A 20,970-nucleotide genomic window follows, 5' to 3' on the forward strand; every position below is an offset into this window, starting at 1 on the left:
CCGGCCATCGGCGCCGGAGGAAAAGCGTCCCCCGGTCCTCGTCCGCGAGTGACACTTACTCGATTCGGAGGGTGACAGCCGCTGCTTTCCGCGCCCCGGCATGGCACGATCGGAGAAACTACCAGCGAGTAACCTCCGGAGGCCGGTTGTGGCGCGGGAAATCTCGAGTGTGGGAGTCATCGGTCTCGGCACCATGGGCGCCGGGATCGCCGAGGTGCTCGCGCGGAGCGGCGTATCCGTCGTCGCGGTGGAGATCGACGACGACGGCGTCCACCGCGGCCGAGGTCATCTGGAGCATTCGACCGAACGGGCGGTGTCCGGCGGCAAGCTCGACGCCGACGGCCGGAGCGCGCTCCTGGACCGGATCCGGTACACCACGTCGCTGGCGGAGTTGTCCGATGTGGACCTGGTGATCGAGGCGATCCCGGAGAACCTCGAAGCGAAATCCGACGTGTTCGCGCAGCTGGACAAGATCACCGGCCCGGACACGATCTTCGTCTCGAACACCTCCTCGCTGTCGATCACCGAGATCGGCGTGCACACCGCGCGGCCGGGCAAGGTCGTCGGGATGCACTTCTTCAACCCGGCGCCGATCCTCAAGCTGGTCGAGATCGTCCGCACCGTTGTCACCGAACCCGACGTGGTCACCGATGTCGTCGCGTTCGCCGAACGGCTCGGCAAGACCCCGGTGGTGATCGGCGACCGCGCCGGGTTCATCGCCAACGCCCTGCTCTTCGGATACCTCAACCACGCCGTGCGGATGTACGAGCAGCGCTACGCCACCCGCGAGGACCTCGACGCCGCGATGCGGTTCGGCTGCGGATATCCCATGGGGCCCTTGGCTTTGCTCGACCTCATCGGCCTGGACACCGCGTACGAGATCCTCGACACGATGTACCACCAGTCGCGTAATCGGCTGCACGCGCCGGCGCCGCTGCTCAAGCAGATGATCACCGCCGGGCTGCTCGGCCGCAAGACCGGCCGGGGTTTCTACACCTACGACGAGCCCGATTCGCCGACGGTGACCGACGCGGTCACGAAGTCCACAGTAGACACTGCGGCGCCCCGTGAGGTGCGCAAGGTCGGCGTGGTCGGGACCGGGACCATGGCGACGGGCATCGTCGAGGTGTTCGCGAAACGCGGCTACGAGGTCATCCTGCGCGCCCGGAGCGCGGAGAAGGCCGCGGCGTCGGTCGCGCGGGTGAAGAAGTCGCTGGACAAGGCCGTCGTCAAGGGCAAGCTGTCCGAAGAGGACGCCACCGCCGCGCTCGGCCGGATCTCGCCCGCCGTGGAGTTCGAGGAACTGGCCGATGTCGACCTCGTCGTCGAGGCGGTGGCCGAAGACCTGGCCGTCAAGCAGGCCGTCTTCGCCGCGCTCGACGACGTCGTGAAACCGGGCGCGGTCCTGGCGACCACCACGTCCTCGCTGCCGGTCATCGAATGCGCGGCCGCCACTTCGCGCCCTTCCGACGTGGTCGGCGTGCACTTCTTCAACCCGGCGCCGGTGATGAAACTCGTCGAGGTCGTTTCCACCATCGCCACCGCTCCCGACGTGATCGCGACCGTAGACGCCGTCTGCGCGGCCGTCGGCAAGCACCCCGTGCACTGCGGCGACAGGGCCGGGTTCATCGTCAACGCGCTGCTGTTCCCGTACCTGAACGACGCGGTGAAGATGCTCGAAGCGCACTACGCGGAGGCCGACGACATCGACACCGCGATGAAGGTGGGTTGCGGGCTGCCGATGGGACCCTTCGAGCTGCTCGACGTCGTCGGGCTGGACGTTTCGCTGGCGATCCAGCGGACGCTGTACAACGAGTTCCGCGAAGAGGGCTTCGCGCCGGCGCCGCTGCTGGAGCACCTCGTGACCGCCGGTCGGCTCGGCCGCAAGACCGGAAAGGGGTTCAAGGACTACTCGGCGCGGTAACTTGGATGCCATGCCGGTTTCCGCGGGGGTCAGGAAACGGATCAAGGAACTCCTCGATCCGGACGACGAGATCCATTACGTGTTCCCGGCCGACGTCTTCGGCAGCACCAACCCCGGAGTGTTCTTCGCGGTGACCCGCAAGACGATCACGGTCCTGACCACCGGGTACCTGAGCCGGAAGATGCCGAAACGCGTCGTCGCGACGACGTTGCGGAACCATCGGATCGGGCCGGTCGACACCTCGACCGTCCCGTGGTTCAAGTTCAACGGCGTCGACTACGAGATCGACGACGAGTACATCGCCGTCGTGCACGCCGCCGACGCCGAGATCATGCGGGCAAAACCTGAAGATCCGCTGCCGGACCTCTAAGCTCCCGGGAGTGCGTCAGCTCACATACGACGGGGTGCCCATCCCCGGCCTGAACGACCTGGTCCGGACGGCCATCCGGCTGCACCCCGCGCCGGGATTGCCCCGTCCGGACGAAAGCCACTTCGGCGGCCCGCTGCTCTGGCCGTCGGACGAGCCATGGCCGGAGTGCCCGGTGACCTGGCCGCCGGACCCCGACGCGTCCGACGACGCGTGGCCGGCCGGGCATCCGCTCGACGAGCCGGTCCCGGCGATGGTCGGCGCGGCGCAGTTCTTCCGCGACGACTTCCCGGAGCTGCCCTTCCCGGAGGGCACCGATGTGCTGCAGATCCTGTTCTGCCCGCTTGAGCACGACAACCCGTACCACCGCGGCCCCGCCGTCCGGCTGGTGTGGCGCGATTCCGCCGAGGTGGGGGACATCGCGGAGCCGCCGCCCGCACCCGAGGACGCCCAGGACGCCTACCTGCCGGAACCCTGCGTCTTCGAACCGTGCTCGATCGACGAGCTGCCGCGCCTCTGCGACTTCCCGCCGGAGACCCGCGCCGCGCTCGGCATCCCGGAAGGCGCGAGCGAAGACCCGGACGGCTGGCCCGAGCTGGACCACTACGCGAAGATCGGCGGCTGGACGGCCTGGCACGCGGCCGGTCGTGTCGACCTGGACTGCCGGGAATGCGGTGCCGAGCTGAGACAGACGCTCGCGCTGGCCACGGAGGAACACGAGGTCGGCTGCGGCTGCGGGGTCGACGACGACGAACCGGCGTGCTGGGCGTTCGGCGACCGGGGAGTGCTGAACATCTTCACCTGCCCCACCGATCCGCGGCATCCGTTCAAGGTCCGGATCGCCTGATCAGCCGGGTGGTAGCAAAGGTCCCCCGCTCCAGTGCTGGAAGACGAGGTTCGTGTGCACCCTGGCGACCTCGTCGCGGGCGGTGAGTTCGTCGAGTACCAGCCGTTGCAGCTCGGTCGCCGACGCGGTGGCGACATGCGCGAGGAAGTCGTCCGGGCCGGTCAGGTGGTAGACGGCGCGGACCTCGGGCAACGCCAGCAGATGCTCGACGAACGAATCGACCAGCGCGCGCCGGTGCGGGCGGACCTGCACGAACAGGAGCGCTTCCAGTGGGCGGCCGAGTTTGGCCGCGTCCACCTCGGCGCGCTGGCCGATGATCACCCCGAGCTCGCGCAACCGGTTGACGCGGTCGAGACAGGTCGAGGGTGCGACGCCGACTTCGGCCGCCAGATCCTTGTTCGAGATCCGGGCGTCGTTCTGCAAGAGCCGCAGAATTCGAAGATCAACCGTACTCAGTTCGACGGAATCCGACATCGGCGAATGATATCCGAGGATATTGCGGCTGTTCCGGAGAAAATCGCACCATCTGGAGTATGACCGCAACGCTGCGCACCCGAGCCGTCCACGCCGGCCGTGACGATCTCACGGACCTCGGCGTCCACGCCGCTCCGCTCGACCTGTCCACGACCTACCCGTCGCGGGACAGCGTCGAGGAGGCGGGCCGCATCGACGAATTCGCCGCCTCGGGCTCGCTGTCCGGGCTCCCGGTCTACGGGCGGCTGAGCAACCCGACCGTCGAGCGTTTCGAGAAGGCGCTGGCCGAACTCGAAGGGTTCGAAGACGCCGTCGCGTTCGCCACCGGCATGGCCGCGGTTTCGGCCTCGCTGCTCGCCGCCGTCGCACAGGGCAAGCGGCACGTCGTCGCCGTCCGGCCGGTCTACGGCTGCACCGACCACATGCTCACGTCCGGGCTGCTCGGGACCGAGGTGACCTGGGCCGATCCGGAGGACGTCGCCTCGGCGCTGCGTCCCGACACCGGGCTGGTGCTGCTCGAAACCCCCGCCAACCCGACCCTGCGCGAGGTCGACATCGCCGAGATCGTCCGCGCCGCGGGCGAGGTCCCGGTGCTGGTCGACAACACCTTCGCGACCCCCGTGCTCCAGCGGCCGGGACGGCACGGCGCCCGGTTCGTCCTGCACAGCGCGACCAAGTTCCTCGGCGGGCACGGCGACGTCATGGGCGGCGTGGTGGCTTGCAGTGCCGAAGACGCGGGGATGCTGCGGCAGATCCGCTTCGCCACCGGAGGCGTGCTGCACCCGCTCGCCGGATACATGCTGCTTCGCGGCCTCTCGACTCTTCCGCTGCGCGTCAACGCCGCGTCCGCGACGGCGGCCGAACTCGTCGAGCGGCTTCGCGGCCACGCGAACGTGAGCGCCGTGCATTACCCGGCCGTCGGTGGTCCGCTGATCGCGTTCGAGGTCGACGGCGATCCGCACGCGCTCATCGGCGCGGTCCGGCTGATCACCCCGGCCGTCAGCCTCGGGAGTGTGGATTCGCTCATCCAGCATCCCGCCTCGATCAGCCACCGGATCGTCGCCGAGGACGACCGGCGCGGCGCGGGGGTCACCGACCGGCTCATCCGCATGTCGGTGGGGCTGGAGGACGTCGAGGACCTGTGGCACGACCTGGATCAGGCACTCAAGGCGTGCTGAGTGCTTGGTGGTGAACCCGCGTCCGCGATCGACGTCGGCAGGGCGCCGCCATGTCATCCACCTCACGGACGTGGATAAGGCGCCCTGCCACCGCGATAGCGGGGCCTTCGGCCGGGCGGGTTCACGCGTCTGGTCGGCTTCCGGATCAAATCTCAGCTCCGCCATCAGGGCCGAGTTCTGCGATCGTCATCACCGGGATGTCGACAAATCGTCCGGCCTGGCTAACCTGGTCGGGTGAAAGATCTGGTCTCGTCCTGGGTGGAATCTTCGGCTCGTAGCACGCTTTCCCGGCTGCACCAGCAGATCGGTGTGGCCGGGCTCGCCGCCGCGGCGGCCGTGCCCGGGCTGTCCGCCGTCTTCGATCAGCACTCCGCCGCGGTCCGCGACATCCTCGCGGTCGGGGTCGAAGGCTCGGCGGCGGTGGCCGGGGTCGTCCTGCTCGCCGGCTACACGCGCGGGCTGCTCGACGAGGCGAAGGCCAAGGGCTGGACGTTCCGTGCTCCGGCCGATCTGACCGCGTGGACCACCAGCGACTGGGTGACCGCGCGGCTGGTCGGCGTGTGTTCGCTGGCCGCCTCGTTGGACGACCGGCGGACCCAGCCGACCGGGAACGGGTAGGGCGGCCGGACGCCCCACCCGCTCCCGTGGAAGGTCAGCGGTACTCCGGCGGAGGGGGCATGTTTCCACCGGGGGGCCGCTGGCCGGGATCCTGGTGCTGCGGCACCTGACCCTGGCTGGGCGGGAACTGCTGGTGCTGCGTCGGCGCGTTCGGGTTCGCGGCGTGATGCCCGGCGGACACCGGCTGGCTGACCGCCGTCCGCTCCGTCGGCACCTCACCCGAGCGGCCCGCGTCCTCGCGACCGCGCTGGTAGGCCTCGGCCTGCGCCTTCGCGGCGGGGATCTCCGCCTCGGCCCGGCCGAGCCACGTCTCCCAGCGCTGCTGCATCGGCTTGATGAGACCACCGCCGACACCGACGACGGCGATACCGCCGACCGTGGCGAGCACGGTGATCAGCACCGGCATCGTGACCGCGGTGGCCACGCCGATCTGGTTCAGCGCGGCGATCGCGCCGAGGCCCCAGATGAACACCGAGGCGATGGTGGCGAGCACCTTGCCGTAGGAGACACCGCCGAGGGCGTTCCCGATCAGATCCTTGACCGCCTTGGCGACCGCGCCGGCGATCACCACGATGACGATCGCGACGATGGCACGCGGCAGCCACGCGACGATGTCGTTGAGCAGCGCGCTCACCGGGTTCGGGCCGAACACGCCGAACGCGAACTGCAGGGCGATCAGCAGGATCGCGTAATAGACGATCTTGCTGATGATGCTCGACGCGTCGAACTGGCTGCGCGCGAGCATCTGCTTGAAGCCCCCGCGTTCGAGGAGCCGGTTGAACCCGACCTTCTCGAGCACCATGCTCACGGCCTTCGAGAGCGCCTTGGCGATCAGCCAGCCGATGAACAGGATGACCAGGAACGCGAGCAGTTTCGGGACGAAGGTGGCGACCGAACTCCAGGCGCTCGACACGCCCTGACCGAAGTCGACGGCCGCCAGTGCTGATGTGGCCACTGGACTTTCTCCCTTCCCACCACTGGAGCTTCCAGACTGGTGGGAAGGGGGTACCCGCCATTCGGGCGATCACACGTTACGCCACCCGAACGGGTGGGTCAGCCGCAGCAGCCTCCGCCGCAGCAACCGCCTCCACCTGCGGGAACAGGGGCCGGACCGGAAGCGGACCCGGTCAGCGCGACGGTCGTCAGCAGCTTGACGGTGTCCTGGTGGCCCTCGGGGCACGGCGCGGGCGCACCGGACTCGCTCATCGGCCGCAGCAGTTCGAAGGTTCCGGCGCATTCGCGGCAGCGGTAGGCGTAGGTCGGCATTCCGGCATTATCCCATCTCCTTCCGGCCGCCGGGATGGCAAGCTGGCCGGGTGGAACTGCCTGTCGCGGCGCATGTGCCGCATCTCGGCCAAGTCGTCCCGTCCGTGCTGTCCGCCCTCGGCGCCGAGGGGTTCGCCAATTCGCTGAGCCTGGCGGAGGCGTCCAGCGCCTGTGTCCTGCTGATCGACGGTCTCGGCTGGGAGCTGCTGGCCGAGCACCCCGCCGACGCGCCGGTGCTCACCCAGCTGGCGAAGTCGCCGCTGCGGGTCGGTTTCCCGGCGACGACGGCGGCCGGGCTCGGCGCGATCGGCACCGGCCTGGCGTCGGGGGAGCACGGCCTGGTCGGGTACAGCTTCGAGGTGCCGGGCACCGGCGTCCTGAACGCGCTGCGCTGGAGCAGCCACGTGGACGGCGGCGATCTCCGCGGGGCTCTGCCGCCGCGCGAGGTGCAGCCGCTGCCGACGACGTTCGAACGCGCGGCGGCCGCCGGGATCACGACCAGCGTGGTGTCCTCGGCGAAGTTCGCCGACACCGCGCTCACCCGGGCGACGCAGTCCGGCGCGCGCTATGTGGGCGTCCACGCGCTCGGTGACCTGGCCGCCTGCGTCCTGCACTGTCTCGAAGCGCGGCCCGCGTTTTGCTGGGGCTATCACAGCGAACTCGACATGCTGGGCCATATCTACGGGCCCGGTTCGGCGCCGTGGCGGATGCAGCTGCGGCAGGTCGACCGGCTCGTGGAGTCTCTTGTGGACGGTCTACCGTCGGGCGCGCTCCTCGCCGTCGTGGCCGACCACGGCATGGTGACCGTCGAGGGCGCGCTCGACATCGACGAGACACCCGCGCTGCTCGGCGGCGTCCGGGCCATCGGGGGCGAGGTCCGGGCGCGGCACGTCTACAGCGAAGCGGGCGCGGAGGCCGACGTCCTGGCGGCGTGGCGCGAGGTGATCGGAGACCGGGCTTGGATCCTCCCGCGCGACGAGGCCGTCGAGGCGGGCTGGTTCGGGCCGGTCTCCGATCGGGTCCGTCCGCGTATCGGCGACGTGGTCGTGGCGGCGAAGGGACGCTTCGGGCTCGTGCGGGAACTGGCGGAGGCCGTCGAGTCCTCTTTGGTAGGGCAGCACGGCTCGCTGACCCCCGCCGAGCAACTCGTCCCGTTGGTCCTCGCGCGCGGCTAGCCGCAGAATTCGGCGAACATCGCGCGCAACACGGCCGAGCGCGCGGTTTCGGAGGTCAGGTTCGTGGTGACGCCGACCGTGATCTGCCTGGTGCCGTCGGAAGTCCGCATGCTCCAGGTGTTGTAGCCGGGTACCGAACCGTTGAAGCCCCAAGCCTCCGGCGCGGCGCAGCCCTGCGGGAGCCGGAGCCGCATGACGCCGAGGCCCGAGTCCACCGCGGGAACGCCGCTGGGCACGGTCTTGCGCATCTCGGCCAGCTGCGCCGCGGGGAAGAGCCGTCCGGTGAACAGGGCGCCATAGAACCGGTTCAGATCGTCGGCGGTGGAGATCAGATTCCCGGAACCCCAGAACCGCGACATCTCGTAGTCGGTGACATCGGTCAGCGGCGCGTCGGGACCGTACAGCCGTTCGTAACCACGGGCGGCCGCGCGGTGGACGTAGGGATAGCGGTACGGGAGGGAGCTGTCCCGCATGCCCGCCTTGTCGAGAACCCGGCGCTGCAGCACGGAATTCAGCTCGTCGCCGGTGAGTTTTTCGACGAGTTTCCCGAGTACGGCGTAATTGGTGTTGGAGTACACCATGCCCTGACCGGGCGGGAAGGCCAGCGGTTTGCCCTCGGTCCCCAGCCGGATGGTCTCGTCCGGTGACTGGTGCCGCCAGCGGGTCGTGTCGATCTCCGGGAGGCTGTTCCACCGGTCGGTCGCGGGGATTCCGCTCGTGTGCTGCAGCAACTGGCGAACGGTGATCGGCTCGGTGTAGGGCAGCAGCCCGGGAAGGCGGTCCTGGACGCGGTCGTCGAGGCCGACTTTGCCCTCGCCGGCCAGTTGCAGCACGGCGGTGGCGACCACGCTCTTGGTGATGCTGCCCGCCCGGAACCGGCCGCGGGGGTCCGGCGCGCCGCCCGTCGTGACGTCGCCGACGCCGCTCCGGCCGTACCAGCCGCCGTCCTGGTCGAGCACCGCGGCGTACGCGCCGGGCGCACCGGCGGCGACGGCGTCGTCCAGCGCCTTTTGCAGACCTTCCCTGGCGGGGGCGGCGACGGCCTGACCGGCCGCGAGTGTTCCGGAGAACAAGGCGGTGCCGGCGACGATCGCCGCCAAACCGCGAAACAGACGATTCATGCACCTGACGCTAGGAGGCGCCCAGCGCCGGGACAGCCCCTAAAACCCCTGCTGTGCCCGGACTTCTCGCGAGCGACCCCCTAGGCGGGCTTCCTTGCCGAGAACTTCACGGAGCGCTTGGGTACGTGGTCGACCTCGATGTCGGTGAATCCGGCGTCGGTGAGCCGGGGCCAGAGCGAGACCGGGTCGAGCGCGTTCATCGTGTCGCCGAGGTGGAGGAGCCGGAACGGCGCGTTCGCCAGGCTGTCGATCGCGCGCAGGACACCGCCGGGGCGGAGCACGCGGAACGCCTCGGCGAAGATCGAGTCCTGTAATGCCGTCGTCGGCACGTGATGCAGCATCGTGAAGCAGACGACCGCGGAGAATTCGCCGTCCTCGAAGGGCATCGCCGCCCCGTCGCCCTGGACGATCCGCACCCGCCCGTCGAATTCCCGTTTGAGGAGGTCCGCGGACGCCTCGTCGATCTCGACGGCGGTGAGCCGGGGGACGAGCCCGGCGAGCGCGCGCGTGGTCGCACCGAAGCCGGGCCCGATCTCCAGGACGGAGTCACCCAGGTCGAAACCGGCGACGTTGCCCGGCATCTCGGCGGCGACGGCCTTCGCCCACAGCGCGGAACTGCAGAGTTTGCGGTGCACCAGGTTCATCGGCATGCATTCGAAGCTAACGGTGACCGATAGGCGATAGGCTGCCAACCGATGTCGAATATCGGACTCCTGCCGCCGATGTCCACGGCGATGGTGCTCGGTGAGATGGACCTGCCCGCGGGCACCTGGCTCCCTTGGCACGAACACGACGGCCACCAGCTCGCCTGGGCGGCGCGGGGGATCCTGAGCGTGAACGTCGGCGAGCGGTACTGGGTGCTGCCGCCGACGCGGGCGCTCTGGATCCCGGCCGGGGTCGTCCACCGGACCGGCGCCACCGCGCAGACCGTGTTGCGGGGGATCTACGCCGCCCGGGACCGATGCCCGGTGCGCTGGCCCGAGCCGACGCTCGTCGCCGTCCGTCCACTGCTGCGCGAACTGCTGGAGCACCTCGGCGCGGCCGACCTCGGCGACGACGCGCGCCGCCGGGCCGAGGCGGTCGCGTTCGACCTGCTCGAACCGGTGGACGTCGTGCCGATCACCGTGCCGATGCCGTCCGACGAACGTGCGCTGGCCGTCGCGCGGGCGGTGATCGCCGATCCCGCGGACCGCCGCGCCCTCGCCGATTTCGTCCGGCACGCGGGCGCGAGCGAACGCACGCTCGCGCGGCTGTTCCTCACCGAGTGCCGCACGACGTTCGGCGCGTGGCGGGTCCAGGCGCGCCTGCGCGCGTCACTGCCGCTGCTGGCCGAAGGCATGCCGCTGACCGCGGTCTCCCGCCGGATCGGCTATTCCTCGCCGAGCGCTTTCGTCGCCGCGTTCCGCCGCGCGGTCGGCGTGACGCCGGGCGCCTACTTCGGCGGCTGACTCCCCGAGTCACGCCTTCGATCACGCGTGTTCCGGCTTCGATCACGCGTGATCGGCCGGACGTCACGCGTGATCAGACGGACGACACGCCTGACGGAAGGCGGACCGGGTGTGACCCTGCGCGCCTACGTCGGCGGCCGGCCGGGCCCGCCGTATACCGTTTCGGGCGTGCCACGACGTAACCGGCCCGAACGCGGTGGGCGCCCCGACCTCGGCGCGTCGACCGGCTGGGCGCGCTCCGAATCCGCCTCCGACGGCGAATGGCTGGTGCGCACCGTGCCCGGCGCGCAGGCCACCAAGGACTACCGCTGTCCCGGTTGCGACCACGAGATCCGGCAGGGGACCCCGCATGTGGTCGCCTGGCCCGCCGACGACACCGGCGGCGTCGCCGACCGCCGCCATTGGCACAAGGCGTGCTGGGGCGCGCGGTCCCGGCGAAGGCCAGGTCGTTGGTGAGCTTCAGCGCCGCAGGTGCAAGGAAGGTTCTCCCGCGAATTCCTCCTCCGTGTGGATCTTGAAACCGAGCCGCTCGGCGACCCGGATGGACGGTTTGTTGGACGCCATGATGTTGGCGATCACCGGGACGTCGGGGATCTCCCGCTCCGCCCACTCGACGACGGCGGCCGCCATCTCCGTCGCGTAGCCCTTGCCCCAGGTGAACGGCCAGAAGCGGTACGCGAGGTTCAGCACGCGCTCGCCGTTCCATTCGTGATAGCGGACGCCGCCGAAACCGAGGATCGTCTCCGGATCGTCCGAAGCGGACACCGTGAGATAACCGAACCCGTACTCGGCCCACTGCTTCAGCCAAGCGTCGTACAGCTCGTTCGCACCCTCGACGGTGTGCGGCTCCGGGTTGAACCTGTTCGTCTCCGGATCGGCCTGCAGCGCGACGATGTTCTCGCGATCCGCCTCGCGCAGCCTCCGCAGCAGCAGCCTCTCCGTCTTGATCTCTGTCAGCACGGATCTGACGGTAGCGCCAGGGTGCGACAGAATTATCGCCATGAACGATCTCCCGCTGGTCCTTCTGCACGCCTTCCCCGTCGACGCCCGCATGTGGGACGCGGTCCGCGCGCCGCTCTCGGAACGTCTGCGGCTGATCACCCCCGACCAGCGCGGCCTCGGCCGCAGCCCGCTGCCGGAAACGGACCGGGAGCCGGATCTGGACGACGCCGCCCGCGACGTGGTCGCGTTGCTCGACCAGCTGGAACTCGACAAGGTCGTCCTCGGAGGCTGCTCGATGGGCGGCTACCTGACGATGGCGGTGCTGCGCCTCGCACCGGAACGTGTGGGCGGGCTCGTGTTCATCGACACGAAGGCGACCGCTGACACTCCCGAAGCCGCGCAAGCCCGGCACGACGTCGCGGCCCGGGTCGAAGCGGAGGGCGCCGGTTGGATGCCCGAAGCCGTCACGCCCGGACTGCTCGCGGAGAAGGCGCGCCCGGAAGTGGTCGAACGGCTTCGGGAGCTGATCACGACACAGCCGCCGTCCGGGATCGCGTGGGCGGCGCGCGCGATGGCGGCCCGGCCCGATTCGCTCGAAACGCTGCGATCGGCGGACGTTCCGGCGCTGGTCGTGGTCGGCGAAGAGGACGGCCTGACCCCGTTGGAAGCGGCGAACACCCTGGTGGAAACGCTGCCGGACGCGACGTTGGTGGTGCTGCCGGAGGCGGGACATCTGACGCCGCTGGAGGATCCGGCCGGAGTCGTCGAAGCGATCTTGGGCTGGTATCCCGCGTAAGAAAAGGTTCCCCTCGCCCCTTTAAAGGTATAGCCGACCCCGGGGCTTGCGGCAAGCCCCCATTCCCGGTCCACAATTCGTGCCTTCACGTTTTTGCCGAAGGGGGATTCCCATGCGTGTACTCCTGTCCACTATCGGGACGAGGGGTGAGGTGCAGCCGCTGGTGGCACTGGCGGTGCGATTGCGGGAACTGGGCCAGGAAGTCCGGCTTTGCGCGCCGCCGGATTTCCGTGAGTGGGCCGAAGGTCTCGGGATCTCCTTCGCGCCGTTGGGGCCGGAACTGCGGTCGACGGCGAAGCCGGATTCCGCGATGACCAAGGCGATGGCCACGCCGGAAGGGCGGCGTGCGATGGCCGAGGCCATGGTGGTGAACCAGTTCGAGACGATGCCGGACGTTGCCGAGGGCTGCGACGCCGTCGTCGCGGGAATGGCCTTGAACATCGCCGCCCATTCGGTGGCCGAGCGAAAAGGGATCCCGTATTTCTTCACCGCTTACTGCCCGATAACGCTGCCTTCACTGCACCATCGTCCGCCCGTTTTCCCGGGATGGGCGCCGAAGAATCCCGACGCCGACATCCCGGCGTTGTGGGCCGACGACGCGGAGCGGTGGAACGCGCAATGGGGCGACGTGCTCGACGCTCAGCGGAAACTGCTGGGCCTGCCGCCGGTCGACGACGTGCGCGGGCACATCTTCACCGAGCGTCCGTGGCTGGCCGCCGATCCGGTGCTGGCGCCGTGGCGGGGCCCGTCGGCGCTGGACGTCCACCAGACCGGTGCCTGGCTCCTGCCGGACCACAGCCCGTTGTCGCCGGAACTGGAGGCGTTCCTCGACGACGGGGAACCGCCGGTCTACTTCGGATTCGGGAGCATCCGCGCGCCGGAGGAGATCGCGAAGGCGATGATCGAGGCGGCGAGGGCGCACGGACGGCGGGCGATCGTGTTCCGGGGCTGGACCGGACTGGCGCTGATCGACGACGAACCCGACTGCATCGCGATCGGGGATGTCAATCAGCAGGCGCTCTTCCCGCGGGTCGCGGCCGTCGTGCATCACGGCGGTGCCGGCACGACCACGGCGGCGACCCGGGCCGGGGTGCCGCAGGTGCTGGTGCCGCAGATGTTCGACCAGCCGTACTTCGCCCAGCGGGTGCGGGATCTCGGGGTGGGGACGTCGATCACGGGGGAGCCCTCGGTCGAAGCGCTGACGCTCGCTTTGGGCGAGGTGCTTCGTCCCGAAGTCGCCTCCCGGGCCCGGCAGGTCGGCGGCGAGGTGCGGACGGACGGCGTCGATGTGGCGGCTGAGCTCCTGATGTCCGGCGTTTAGTCCTCTCGATGCGGTACTTGCGCGTGCAACGACCGCATTCAGAGGACTAAACGCGGGAGGTGAAGTAGCGCTCCAAGGCCGCTTCGGCCTCCGGGAGCCGTTCGGGGAACCGCTGCGCGATCACGAACCGCCACGGCACCTCGAACAACCGCCGCAACGCGATGAACGGCTCCAGCGACGAAGGCGCCACGTCCGCCGGGTACGCGTCCAGGGTCGCGCGCCCGGCCTCCGCGTAGAGCACGCCGAGGTCCCAGCCGAGCGGCCCGCGCCAGGTGTCCTCGAAGTCGAGCCAGCACGGCCCGGCCGCGGTCGCGACGACGTTCCCCCGATGGGCGTCTCCGTGCAGCGGTCGGGCCTCACCCTCCGGAAGCGCCGCCGCGACCCGTTCGAGTTCGTCGTACAACCGGGGCGCCGCACCGCCCATGACCGCGCCGTGCCGGTCGAGCAGTGTCCGGAGTTCGCGGACGGGCCCGAGTTCGGGCAGTTCACCGGGGTAGTCCGCGAGCGCCTCGTGCACCCGGGCGAGGGACAGAGCCACCTCACGAGGCGGCAGCGTGTGGCCCGGCTCGTGCGGCGTGTAGTGCCAGAGAGTGACCGGCAGCCCGTTGGCGAAATGCGGTCCTGCCGGGGGATCCGTGGTCGGTGAGACGACGAGCACATCACGTTCCGTGAGATGCCTCGACAGCTCGACATCGCGCGCGAGCCAGTCCTCGGGCGACGACCGGGCGAGCCGGGTCGTGCCGGGCACCCGTGCCACCACCGGACCCAGTCTCACCAGCACGTTCGACTTGAAATGCAGGACATCGGGACTGCCGGTCGGCAGCCCGTACCGGTCACCGACGGCGAGCGCCGCGGCCACTCCGGCACGCGTGTGTTCGTCGGTCACGGCCCGATCTTGCCAGCCGGTGCGCGCGACTGTCGGTAGTGAGGGCTACGATCCCCACTAGCCGCCGGATTGGGTCCCGAACCCGCCCGGCGACCGCAAATTGACCACCACAAGGTTTGAGTGTTGGAGGCAGGAGTGACGGCCGTAGCCCCCAAGCCGATCGCCACGCGCCCGTATCCCGCGCGCGAGTCGGTTAAGGGTTCGTACCTGCTGCGGTTGTTCCGCACGACGGACCACAAGCAAATCGGCATCATGTACCTGGTCACGTCGTTCGCCTTCTTCATGGTGGGCGGCGCGATGGCGATGCTGATCCGCTCCGAGCTGGCGCGTCCCGGGCAGCAGTTCCTTTCGCAGGAGCAGTACAACCAGCTGTTCACCATGCACGGCACGATCATGCTGCTGCTGTACGCGACGCCGATCCTCTTCGGTTTCGCGAACTTCATCCTGCCGCTGCAGATCGGTTCGCCCGACGTCGCGTTCCCGCGACTGAACGCGTTCTCGTACTGGCTGTACCTGTTCGGCGGCCTGATCGTGATGTCCGGCTTCCTGACCCCGGGTGGCGCCGCCGACTTCGGCTGGTTCGCCTACACCCCGCTGTCGGACGCCATCCACTCGCCCGGCGTCGGCGCCGACCTGTGGATCTCCGGTCTGGTCGTGTCCGGTCTCGGCACCATCCTCGGTGGCGTCAACATGATCACCACGGTGATCTGCCTGCGCGCCCCCGGTATGACGATGTACCGGATGCCGATCTTCACCTGGAACATCCTGGTCACCAGCATCCTGATCCTGCTGGCGTTCCCGATCCTGACCGCGGCCCTGATGGGCCTGCTGGCGGACCGGCATCTCGGGGCGCACGTGTTCGACCCCGCGAACGGCGGCGTGATCCTCTGGCAACACCTGTTCTGGTTCTTCGGCCATCCAGAGGTCTATATCGTCGCGCTACCGTTCTTCGGGATCGTGTCGGAGATCTTCCCGGTCTTCAGCCGCAAGCCGATCTTCGGTTACAAGGGCCTGGTCTGGGCGACGCTGGCGATCGCCGCGCTGTCGGTGGCCGTGTGGGCGCACCACATGTACGCGACCGGCGCCGTGCTGCTGCCGTTCTTCTCCTTCATGACCTTCCTGATCGCGGTCCCGACCGGCGTGAAGTTCTTCAACTGGATCGGCACGATGTGGAAGGGCCAGCTGTCCTTCGAGACGCCGATGATCTTCTCGATGGGCTTCATCGTCACGTTCCTCTTCGGCGGTCTGACCGGCATCATGCTGGCCGCGCCGGCGATCGACTTCCACGTGTCCGACAGCTACTTCGTCGTCGCGCACTTCCACTACGTGCTCTACGGCACGATCGTGTTCGCCACGTTCGCCGGGATCTACTTCTGGTTCCCGAAGATCACCGGCCGCATGATGGACGAGAAGCTCGGCAAGTGGCACTTCTGGACCACGTTCATCGGCTTCCACGCCACGTTCCTGGTGCAGCACTGGCTCGGCGCCGAAGGCATGCCGCGCCGGTACGCGGACTACCTGCAGTCCGACGGGTTCACGACGCTGAACACGATCTCCACGATCGGCGCGTACATCCTCGGTGCCTCGACGCTGCCGTTCATCTGGAACGTCTTCAAGAGCTACCGGTACGGCGAGATCGTCACGGTGGACGACCCGTGGGGCTACGGCAACTCGCTCGAATGGGCGACGTCCTGCCCGCCGCCGCGGCACAACTTCACCGAGCTGCCGCGGATCCGGTCCGAGCGCCCGGCGTTCGAGCTGCACTACCCGCACATGATGGAGCGCATCCACAAGGAGGGTGAGATCGGCTTCTTCGGGAAGCAGAAGGTCAACACCCACCGGGCGCCGTCCCAGCTGCTCACCGAGGCGGCCATGCCGGGTGACCACTCCGAGGACAACTCCAGCGAGAAGTGACCCGATAAGCGGAAACGGCGCGTGCCTTGCCTCACACAGGGGTAAGGCACGCGCCTTTTTCATGGCCGGCTGAGGGAGACTGACCTTCGTGACGCAGACACCAGTTCTCATCACCACCACCGGACCCGACAAGCCGGGCGTGTCCTCGGTGCTGTTCGCCGTGCTGTCACGCCATGACGTGGACGTCCTCGACGTCGAGCAGGTCGTGATCCGCGGCCAGCTGGTGCTCGGCGTGCTCGCCGGCGTCTACCGCGACCCCGAGGGCCTGCAGGAGTACGTCGAGCAGGCGATGGCGTCGGTCGGGATGCAGGTCGAGGTGAAGATCGGCTCGGCCATCGGCGCCGACCCGTTCGCCATCGGCCAGAAGGACTCGACGCATGTCCTGCTGATGCTCGGCCGCCCGGTGACCGCGCGTGCCTTCTCCGACGTCGCGCGCCGGCTCGCCGCGCTGGACGTCAACATCGACTCGATCCGCAGTGTCGCCGACTACCCGGTGACCGGGCTGGAGCTGTACGCCTCGCTCGCCCAGGACACCCCGGAGGCCGACGCCGCGCTGCGCACCGCGCTCGCGGACGCCGCCGTCGAGGCCGGGATCGACATCTCGGTCGAGCGGGCCGGGCTCGCCCGCCGCGCCAAGCGCCTGGTGGTCTTCGACGTCGATTCCACCCTCATCCAGGGCGAGGTCATCGAGATGCTCGGCGCGCACGCCGGGGTCGAACCGCAGGTCCGTGAGATCACCGAGGCCGCGATGCGCGGCGAACTGAACTTCGGCGAGTCGTTGGAACGCCGCGTCGCGCTGCTGGAAGGGCTGCCCGAAACGGTGCTGGACGAGGTCGCCGCGTCCATCGAGCTCACCCCTGGCGCGCGCACGACCATCCGCACGCTGAAGCGGATGGGCTTCCGCTGCGGCGTCGTCTCGGGCGGGTTCACCAAGATCATCCAGTCCCTCGTGGACGACCTCGGCCTCGATTTCGCCGCCGCGAACGAACTCGAAGTGGTCGACGGCAAGCTCACCGGCCGGGTGGTCGGGGAGGTCGTCGACCGCGCGGGCAAGGCGAAGGCGCTTCGCCGCTTCGCCGACGAGTACGAGATCTCGCTGCAGCAGTGCGTCGCGGTCGGTGACGGGGCGAACGACATCGACATGCTGTCGGTCGCCGGGATGGGTGTCGCCTTCAACGCCAAGCCCGCGCTGCGCGAGGTCGCCGACACCGCGCTTTCCCACCCGTACCTCGACGCCGTGCTGTTCCTGCTCGGCGTCACCAGGGCCGAGATCGAGGCGGCCGACGCGGCCGACGGTCTCGAGCTTTCCCGGCCATGAGCGTGCTGGAGCCGCTGGCCGCGCGCTACGCCCATTGGCTCGGCCTCCCAGCGGAAAGCACGGTGGACACCTCGGACGAGGATCCCGCCGAGGTCCGCGCCATGCCGGTGATCCTGCGGATGGAACGGGCCGAACCGCCGTCGCGGACCGCGTTGCTGGAGGCCGCCGCGGCGGCCGCGGTCGCGGTCTGCCTCGACGAACGCGCGCTGCCGGGAGGCGACTGGCACGACCCGCTCAAGGCGTGGGTCGACGGCCGGATCCGCAAGGTCGCCCGGCGGGCGCGCGGCGCGCACTGGCAGGCGGTCCAGGAACTGCCGGGTATCACGGTCGAGGTCGACGGCGCCGAGGCGCGGGCGTTGCTGCCCGGCCGGGTCGTGGAGTCCCCGAAAGAGGTCTCGCGGCTGCAGATCTCCGGCAGCGAACTCCCCGCCGACGAGCCGGGGCCCGCGCCGGAGGGCCTCCCGCGGCTGCTGCTGAACCCCGAGGTCTCGATGACCGTCGGCAAGGGCGCCGCCCAGGTCGGGCACGCGACGATGATCCTGGCGTCCGTGCTGGACGAAGCCGAACTGGCCGCGTGGGCCGCGACCGGGTTCCGGTGTTCGGTGCGGACTCCTCCGGTGGCGACCTGGAAGGCACTTTGCCCGGTCGAGGATCCCGAAGGTTCGTGGCGTCGTGACGGCGTCGTCGCGGTCCGGGACGCCGGGTTCACCGAAGTAGATCCCGGAACCGTCACGGTCATAGCCCAAAGGGCTTAGCCTCCTATACTCCCCGCATGGGTGACCGGCTGATCGCCGGGCGCTATCGCTTGGAGGAGCGGATCGGCGCCGGGGGTATGGGCGTGGTCTGGCGTGCCACCGATCTGGACCTCGGGCGGGTCGTCGCCCTCAAGCGTTCGCAGGCGGGCGACAGCGGTCAGATCCGGCGCGAGGCACGGATCGGCGCCGGCCTGCATCACCCGAATGTGGTCACCGTCTTCGACGCCGTGATCGACGGTGACGACCGCTGGCTGGTGATGGAGTACCTGCCCTCGCGCAGCCTCGCCGACGTCATCGACTCCGACGGGCCGTTGGCGCCCGGCAAGGTGGCCAAGATCGGCGTCCAGCTCGCCGCGGCGCTCGCGGCGATGCACGAAAAGGGCATGGTCCATCGCGACCTCAAACCGGGCAACGTCCTGGTGGCCGAAGACGGAACCGCGAAACTCACCGATCTGGGCATCGCGCAATGGGCGGAGGTGACCCGCACCGGCGGCGGTCTCGACGTCGGCACTCCGGGCTACGTCGCGCCCGAGATGGCCGAAGGGCGGCAGGCGGGCGCGGCGGCGGACGTGTTCTCGCTCGGGGCGACCCTGTTCGCCGCCGTCGAAGGCACCTCGGTGTGGGGCGACGCGAACGTGGGCCCGTTCGTGCAGCTCCGGCGGGCGACGGCGTACACCCTGGAGCCGATCCGGCGGGCGGGGCCGCTGGCGCCCGCGCTGACCGAACTGCTGCGGCGCAGGCCGGCGGGCAGGCCGAACGCCGTCCGCGCCGCCGAACTGCTGTCCGAGGTCGCGGACGTCGACGGTCCCGTCCGGACGCGACGGTTCCGCGTGCCGAAACGCGCGCTCGCGATCGGTGCCGTCGTGGCGGTGCTGGTGCTGACCGGGGCGCTGTTCTTCGCCACCAGGGAGCCCGCGTCGATCGCGGCGGACCCGCCGTCCGAGCTGATCGGGGACCGGCGGACGGCGGATCCGTGCGCGCTGGTGGACCCGTCCGTGCTGAACCATCTCGGGACACCGGAACTGGACAGCGCAGGCGGCAACTTCAACGCGTGCGGTGTCCGGCTGCGCCTGAGTCCCGACGCCGAGGACGTCGTCGACATCAGGCTCGAACTGACGACGCCGACGTCACCGTTGCTGGACAAGCCGATGCCGGGCCAGCTGATCGTGCGCGAGGTGCCGAGCGACTCGGAGGACAAGTGCGCGCGGGGGATCCCGCTGCCGGACGGCAACCAGGTGTGGGTGCACGCCCGGCACATCAAGAACTGGCACGCGCATCTGTGCGACTACGTCGATCCGGTGGCCACGCACGCGGTGAGCGTGCTGAACCGGGAGCCGGTCGAGCGGCGTCGCGCGCCTTTCCCCGCCGGTTCACTCGGGAGTCTCGACGCCTGTGCGCTGGGCGGGAACCTGCCGCAGGCGATCGTCGGCGGCCCGGCGACGCCGGATCCGGTCTTCGGCAACTGGGAGTGTTACTGGAACCATCGCGAGACCGAGGTGACGGTCCGGTTCGAACGGGAGCGGGCGCCGTTCGAGGACGACGGCAGACGCGTCGCTCTCGGATCGCGGGAAGCCTTCGTCGAGATCTCCACCGAATGGAAGGCTTGCCAGGCGGAGATCCCGCACCGGGGCTTCACCGGCGACGGTCGTGCCATGATCGAGACGGTGGAGATCTACGTCGCGGACAAGGTCAAGCCGCCGCAGGAGATGTGCCCGGCCGCGGAACGGCTCGCCGGCGAGATCGCCCCGAGGCTGCCGCCCCTCTGAAAGGAAACACCGTGTCTTTGGAAGTCCAGCGCGACGGTGAGCACCGCTTCATCGGCCGCAACGAACGCGGTGCCGAGGTCGTGATCGGCCGCAAAGGTGCCGAGGGCGCCTTCTCTCCGGCCGAACTGCTGCAGATCGCGGCGGCGGGCTGCTCGGCCGTCACCGCCGAGAACCTCATCACGCGCCGGATCGGGGAGGACTCGAAGTTTCGCGTCGGCGTGACCGCGGACAGGCGCGAAGGTGCTTCGGAGCTCGATGCCGTCCACGTGGCTTTCGACGTCGACGTGTCCTCGCTGCCCGCCGCGGATCGAGAGGCGCTCGCGGCGGCGGTGGATCGCGCCATCGAGCGGCTGTGCACGGTGAGCCGGACGCTGAAGAAGGGCATCCCGGTCACGGAAAGCTTCCCCGTCGAGTAGCCGCCTCCGGATGCCATGAAAGGTCCTTTCCTTGCAAAATTTGCAAGGAAAGGACCTTTCATGGCACTCGGGCTCAGTGTTTGGCGGCGTGGCCTTCGGAGCTCCACACCACGTACGCCTCGTCGGCGTCGGTGGTCATGGCCTCGATGAACTTCTCGTTGTCGAAGCCGGGCAGCGTCTGCAGCCGCTCGATCAGCGCGTCGGCGGCCGGGTCGCCGCTGGGGATCGCGGTGCCCTTCCCGTCGGCGCCCGCGAGCATGAAGAAGACGTCTTCCTTCCACGGGCCTTCAGGGATCACTCTGACCACCACCGCGGACAGCTCGGACCACGTGACGGCTTCTTCGCTGCCGTCCGCGAGCTGGCGCCGCACTCCGGTGTCATCGACGCTGACGGTCCGGGATTGTGCGTTGGGCGACTCCTGGGACAACCGGTTCTCCC

Annotated in this window: 23 protein-coding genes; 15 read left to right on the forward strand and 8 right to left on the reverse strand. The window is 69.5% G+C overall.

What is annotated here, in order from left to right:
* Window positions 1–148 precede the first annotated feature (148 nt).
* The 3 genes from ED92_RS21690 to ED92_RS21700 are packed head-to-tail and all read left to right on the forward strand — an operon-like array spanning window position 149 to window position 3,138.
* Window positions 149–1,924 carry a 3-hydroxyacyl-CoA dehydrogenase family protein gene (locus ED92_RS21690; protein ID WP_037341466.1) on the forward strand — a complete coding sequence of 592 codons (1,776 nt, stop codon included), beginning with the start codon at window positions 149–151 and terminating at the stop codon, window positions 1,922–1,924.
* 10 nt (window positions 1,925–1,934) lie between these two features.
* Entirely contained in the window at window positions 1,935–2,294 is a 360-nt protein-coding gene (locus tag ED92_RS21695) for a hypothetical protein (protein ID WP_037341468.1), read from the forward strand.
* A gap of 10 nt (window positions 2,295–2,304) precedes the next feature.
* On the forward strand, window positions 2,305–3,138 hold the full coding sequence (locus ED92_RS21700) for a hypothetical protein (protein WP_037341470.1): 834 nt from the start codon (window positions 2,305–2,307) through the stop codon (window positions 3,136–3,138).
* Here the strand turns inward: ED92_RS21700 and ED92_RS21705 are convergent, their stop codons facing one another.
* A complete protein-coding gene (locus ED92_RS21705; RefSeq protein ID WP_016336815.1) occupies window positions 3,139–3,612 on the reverse strand; it encodes an Lrp/AsnC family transcriptional regulator in 474 nt (157 codons plus the stop codon). It abuts the gene before it with no gap.
* Window positions 3,613–3,671: 59 nt separating this feature from the next.
* Here ED92_RS21705 and ED92_RS21710 point away from each other — a divergent pair, with 59 nt between their 5' ends.
* Both ED92_RS21710 and ED92_RS21715 read left to right on the forward strand, forming a co-directional pair.
* Window positions 3,672–4,790, forward strand: coding sequence for a PLP-dependent aspartate aminotransferase family protein (locus tag ED92_RS21710; RefSeq protein WP_037341473.1), 1,119 nt, complete (start codon window positions 3,672–3,674; stop codon window positions 4,788–4,790).
* Window positions 4,791–5,024: 234 nt separating this feature from the next.
* A complete protein-coding gene (locus tag ED92_RS21715) occupies window positions 5,025–5,408 on the forward strand; it encodes a DUF6401 family natural product biosynthesis protein (RefSeq protein WP_037341475.1) in 384 nt (127 codons plus the stop codon).
* 34 nt (window positions 5,409–5,442) lie between these two features.
* On the opposite strand, the gene ED92_RS21720 is transcribed toward ED92_RS21715, so the two are convergent.
* Entirely contained in the window at window positions 5,443–6,363 is a 921-nt protein-coding gene (locus ED92_RS21720; RefSeq protein WP_037341476.1) for a hypothetical protein, read from the reverse strand.
* Window positions 6,364–6,461: 98 nt separating this feature from the next.
* Entirely contained in the window at window positions 6,462–6,674 is a 213-nt protein-coding gene (locus tag ED92_RS21725; RefSeq protein ID WP_016336811.1) for an FmdB family zinc ribbon protein, read from the reverse strand.
* Window positions 6,675–6,724: 50 nt separating this feature from the next.
* Between ED92_RS21725 and ED92_RS21730 the strand changes: the two genes are divergently transcribed.
* Window positions 6,725–7,849, forward strand: coding sequence for an alkaline phosphatase family protein (locus ED92_RS21730; RefSeq protein WP_037341477.1), 1,125 nt, complete (start codon window positions 6,725–6,727; stop codon window positions 7,847–7,849).
* On the opposite strand, the gene ED92_RS21735 is transcribed toward ED92_RS21730, so the two are convergent.
* Window positions 7,846–8,970 carry a serine hydrolase gene (locus tag ED92_RS21735; protein ID WP_037341478.1) on the reverse strand — a complete coding sequence of 375 codons (1,125 nt, stop codon included), beginning with the start codon at window positions 8,968–8,970 and terminating at the stop codon, window positions 7,846–7,848. The genes ED92_RS21730 and ED92_RS21735 overlap by 4 nt on opposite strands.
* Window positions 8,971–9,050: 80 nt before the next feature.
* Window positions 9,051–9,614: a class I SAM-dependent methyltransferase gene (locus ED92_RS21740; protein ID WP_152611000.1), complete on the reverse strand. Its 564-nt coding sequence runs from the start codon at window positions 9,612–9,614 to the stop codon at window positions 9,051–9,053.
* A gap of 51 nt (window positions 9,615–9,665) precedes the next feature.
* On the opposite strand from ED92_RS21740, the gene ED92_RS21745 reads away from it, so the two are divergent.
* On the forward strand, window positions 9,666–10,418 hold the full coding sequence (locus ED92_RS21745; RefSeq protein WP_152610983.1) for a helix-turn-helix transcriptional regulator: 753 nt from the start codon (window positions 9,666–9,668) through the stop codon (window positions 10,416–10,418).
* Between the two features lie 168 nt (window positions 10,419–10,586).
* Entirely contained in the window at window positions 10,587–10,874 is a 288-nt protein-coding gene (locus tag ED92_RS21750; protein ID WP_037342519.1) for a hypothetical protein, read from the forward strand.
* A 3-nt stretch (window positions 10,875–10,877) separates the two neighbouring features.
* Here the strand turns inward: ED92_RS21750 and ED92_RS21755 are convergent, their stop codons facing one another.
* Window positions 10,878–11,420, reverse strand: a complete 543-nt coding sequence (locus ED92_RS21755) for a GNAT family N-acetyltransferase (RefSeq protein WP_037341487.1) — start codon at window positions 11,418–11,420, stop codon at window positions 10,878–10,880.
* Here ED92_RS21755 and ED92_RS21760 point away from each other — a divergent pair.
* Both ED92_RS21760 and ED92_RS21765 read left to right on the forward strand, forming a co-directional pair.
* Window positions 11,419–12,156, forward strand: a complete 738-nt coding sequence (locus ED92_RS21760; RefSeq protein ID WP_037341489.1) for an alpha/beta fold hydrolase — start codon at window positions 11,419–11,421, stop codon at window positions 12,154–12,156. The two genes, ED92_RS21755 and ED92_RS21760, sit on opposite strands and share 2 nt — an antisense overlap.
* A gap of 112 nt (window positions 12,157–12,268) precedes the next feature.
* Entirely contained in the window at window positions 12,269–13,477 is a 1,209-nt protein-coding gene (locus ED92_RS21765) for a glycosyltransferase (RefSeq protein WP_037341491.1), read from the forward strand.
* Window positions 13,478–13,523: 46 nt separating this feature from the next.
* Here the strand turns inward: ED92_RS21765 and ED92_RS21770 are convergent, their stop codons facing one another.
* A complete protein-coding gene (locus ED92_RS21770) occupies window positions 13,524–14,363 on the reverse strand; it encodes an aminoglycoside phosphotransferase family protein (protein WP_037341493.1) in 840 nt (279 codons plus the stop codon).
* Window positions 14,364–14,498: 135 nt separating this feature from the next.
* On the opposite strand from ED92_RS21770, the gene ctaD reads away from it, so the two are divergent.
* The 5 genes from ctaD (at window position 14,499) to ED92_RS21795 (ending at window position 20,532) form a co-directional block, all read left to right on the forward strand.
* Window positions 14,499–16,277 (forward strand): cytochrome c oxidase subunit I, encoded by a 1,779-nt coding sequence (ctaD, locus tag ED92_RS21775; RefSeq protein WP_037341494.1) that lies wholly within the window; start codon window positions 14,499–14,501, stop codon window positions 16,275–16,277.
* A gap of 88 nt (window positions 16,278–16,365) precedes the next feature.
* The gene (serB, locus tag ED92_RS21780; protein WP_005165636.1) at window positions 16,366–17,595 is read left to right on the forward strand and encodes a phosphoserine phosphatase SerB; all 1,230 of its coding nucleotides are present in this window, start codon (window positions 16,366–16,368) and stop codon (window positions 17,593–17,595) included.
* Window positions 17,592–18,350, forward strand: coding sequence for a peptidyl-tRNA hydrolase (locus tag ED92_RS21785; RefSeq protein ID WP_037341496.1), 759 nt, complete (start codon window positions 17,592–17,594; stop codon window positions 18,348–18,350). The genes serB and ED92_RS21785 overlap by 4 nt, the downstream gene beginning before the upstream one ends.
* Before the next feature lie 17 nt (window positions 18,351–18,367).
* Complete coding sequence (locus tag ED92_RS21790) at window positions 18,368–20,116, forward strand: serine/threonine-protein kinase (protein WP_037341497.1); 1,749 nt, start codon at window positions 18,368–18,370, stop codon at window positions 20,114–20,116.
* An 11-nt stretch (window positions 20,117–20,127) separates the two neighbouring features.
* Window positions 20,128–20,532 carry an OsmC family protein gene (locus ED92_RS21795; protein WP_037341498.1) on the forward strand — a complete coding sequence of 135 codons (405 nt, stop codon included), beginning with the start codon at window positions 20,128–20,130 and terminating at the stop codon, window positions 20,530–20,532.
* 73 nt (window positions 20,533–20,605) lie between these two features.
* Here the strand turns inward: ED92_RS21795 and ED92_RS21800 are convergent, their stop codons facing one another.
* A complete protein-coding gene (locus ED92_RS21800) occupies window positions 20,606–20,959 on the reverse strand; it encodes a hypothetical protein (RefSeq protein WP_037341500.1) in 354 nt (117 codons plus the stop codon).
* Window positions 20,960–20,970 lie beyond the last annotated feature (11 nt).

Origin of the sequence: Amycolatopsis sp. MJM2582, assembly GCF_000754115.1 — a bacterium.
Classification (GTDB): Bacteria; Actinomycetota; Actinomycetes; order Mycobacteriales; family Pseudonocardiaceae; genus Amycolatopsis; species Amycolatopsis japonica.

Coding starts and splice junctions, on each gene's coding strand:
- ED92_RS21695 (WP_037341468.1), top strand. CDS start 1,935: ATGCCGGTTTCCGCGGGGGTCAGGAAACGGATCAAGGAACTCCTCGAT.
- ED92_RS21705 (WP_016336815.1), bottom strand. CDS start 3,612: ATGTCGGATTCCGTCGAACTGAGTACGGTTGATCTTCGAATTCTGCGG.
- ED92_RS21710 (WP_037341473.1), top strand. CDS start 3,672: ATGACCGCAACGCTGCGCACCCGAGCCGTCCACGCCGGCCGTGACGAT.
- ED92_RS21725 (WP_016336811.1), bottom strand. CDS start 6,674: ATGCCGACCTACGCCTACCGCTGCCGCGAATGCGCCGGAACCTTCGAA.
- ED92_RS21735 (WP_037341478.1), bottom strand. CDS start 8,970: ATGAATCGTCTGTTTCGCGGTTTGGCGGCGATCGTCGCCGGCACCGCC.
- ED92_RS21740 (WP_152611000.1), bottom strand. CDS start 9,614: ATGAACCTGGTGCACCGCAAACTCTGCAGTTCCGCGCTGTGGGCGAAG.
- ED92_RS21745 (WP_152610983.1), top strand. CDS start 9,666: ATGTCGAATATCGGACTCCTGCCGCCGATGTCCACGGCGATGGTGCTC.
- ED92_RS21760 (WP_037341489.1), top strand. CDS start 11,419: ATGAACGATCTCCCGCTGGTCCTTCTGCACGCCTTCCCCGTCGACGCC.
- ED92_RS21755 (WP_037341487.1), bottom strand. CDS start 11,420: ATGGCGATAATTCTGTCGCACCCTGGCGCTACCGTCAGATCCGTGCTG.
- ED92_RS21765 (WP_037341491.1), top strand. CDS start 12,269: ATGCGTGTACTCCTGTCCACTATCGGGACGAGGGGTGAGGTGCAGCCG.
- ED92_RS21785 (WP_037341496.1), top strand. CDS start 17,592: ATGAGCGTGCTGGAGCCGCTGGCCGCGCGCTACGCCCATTGGCTCGGC.
- ED92_RS21790 (WP_037341497.1), top strand. CDS start 18,368: ATGGGTGACCGGCTGATCGCCGGGCGCTATCGCTTGGAGGAGCGGATC.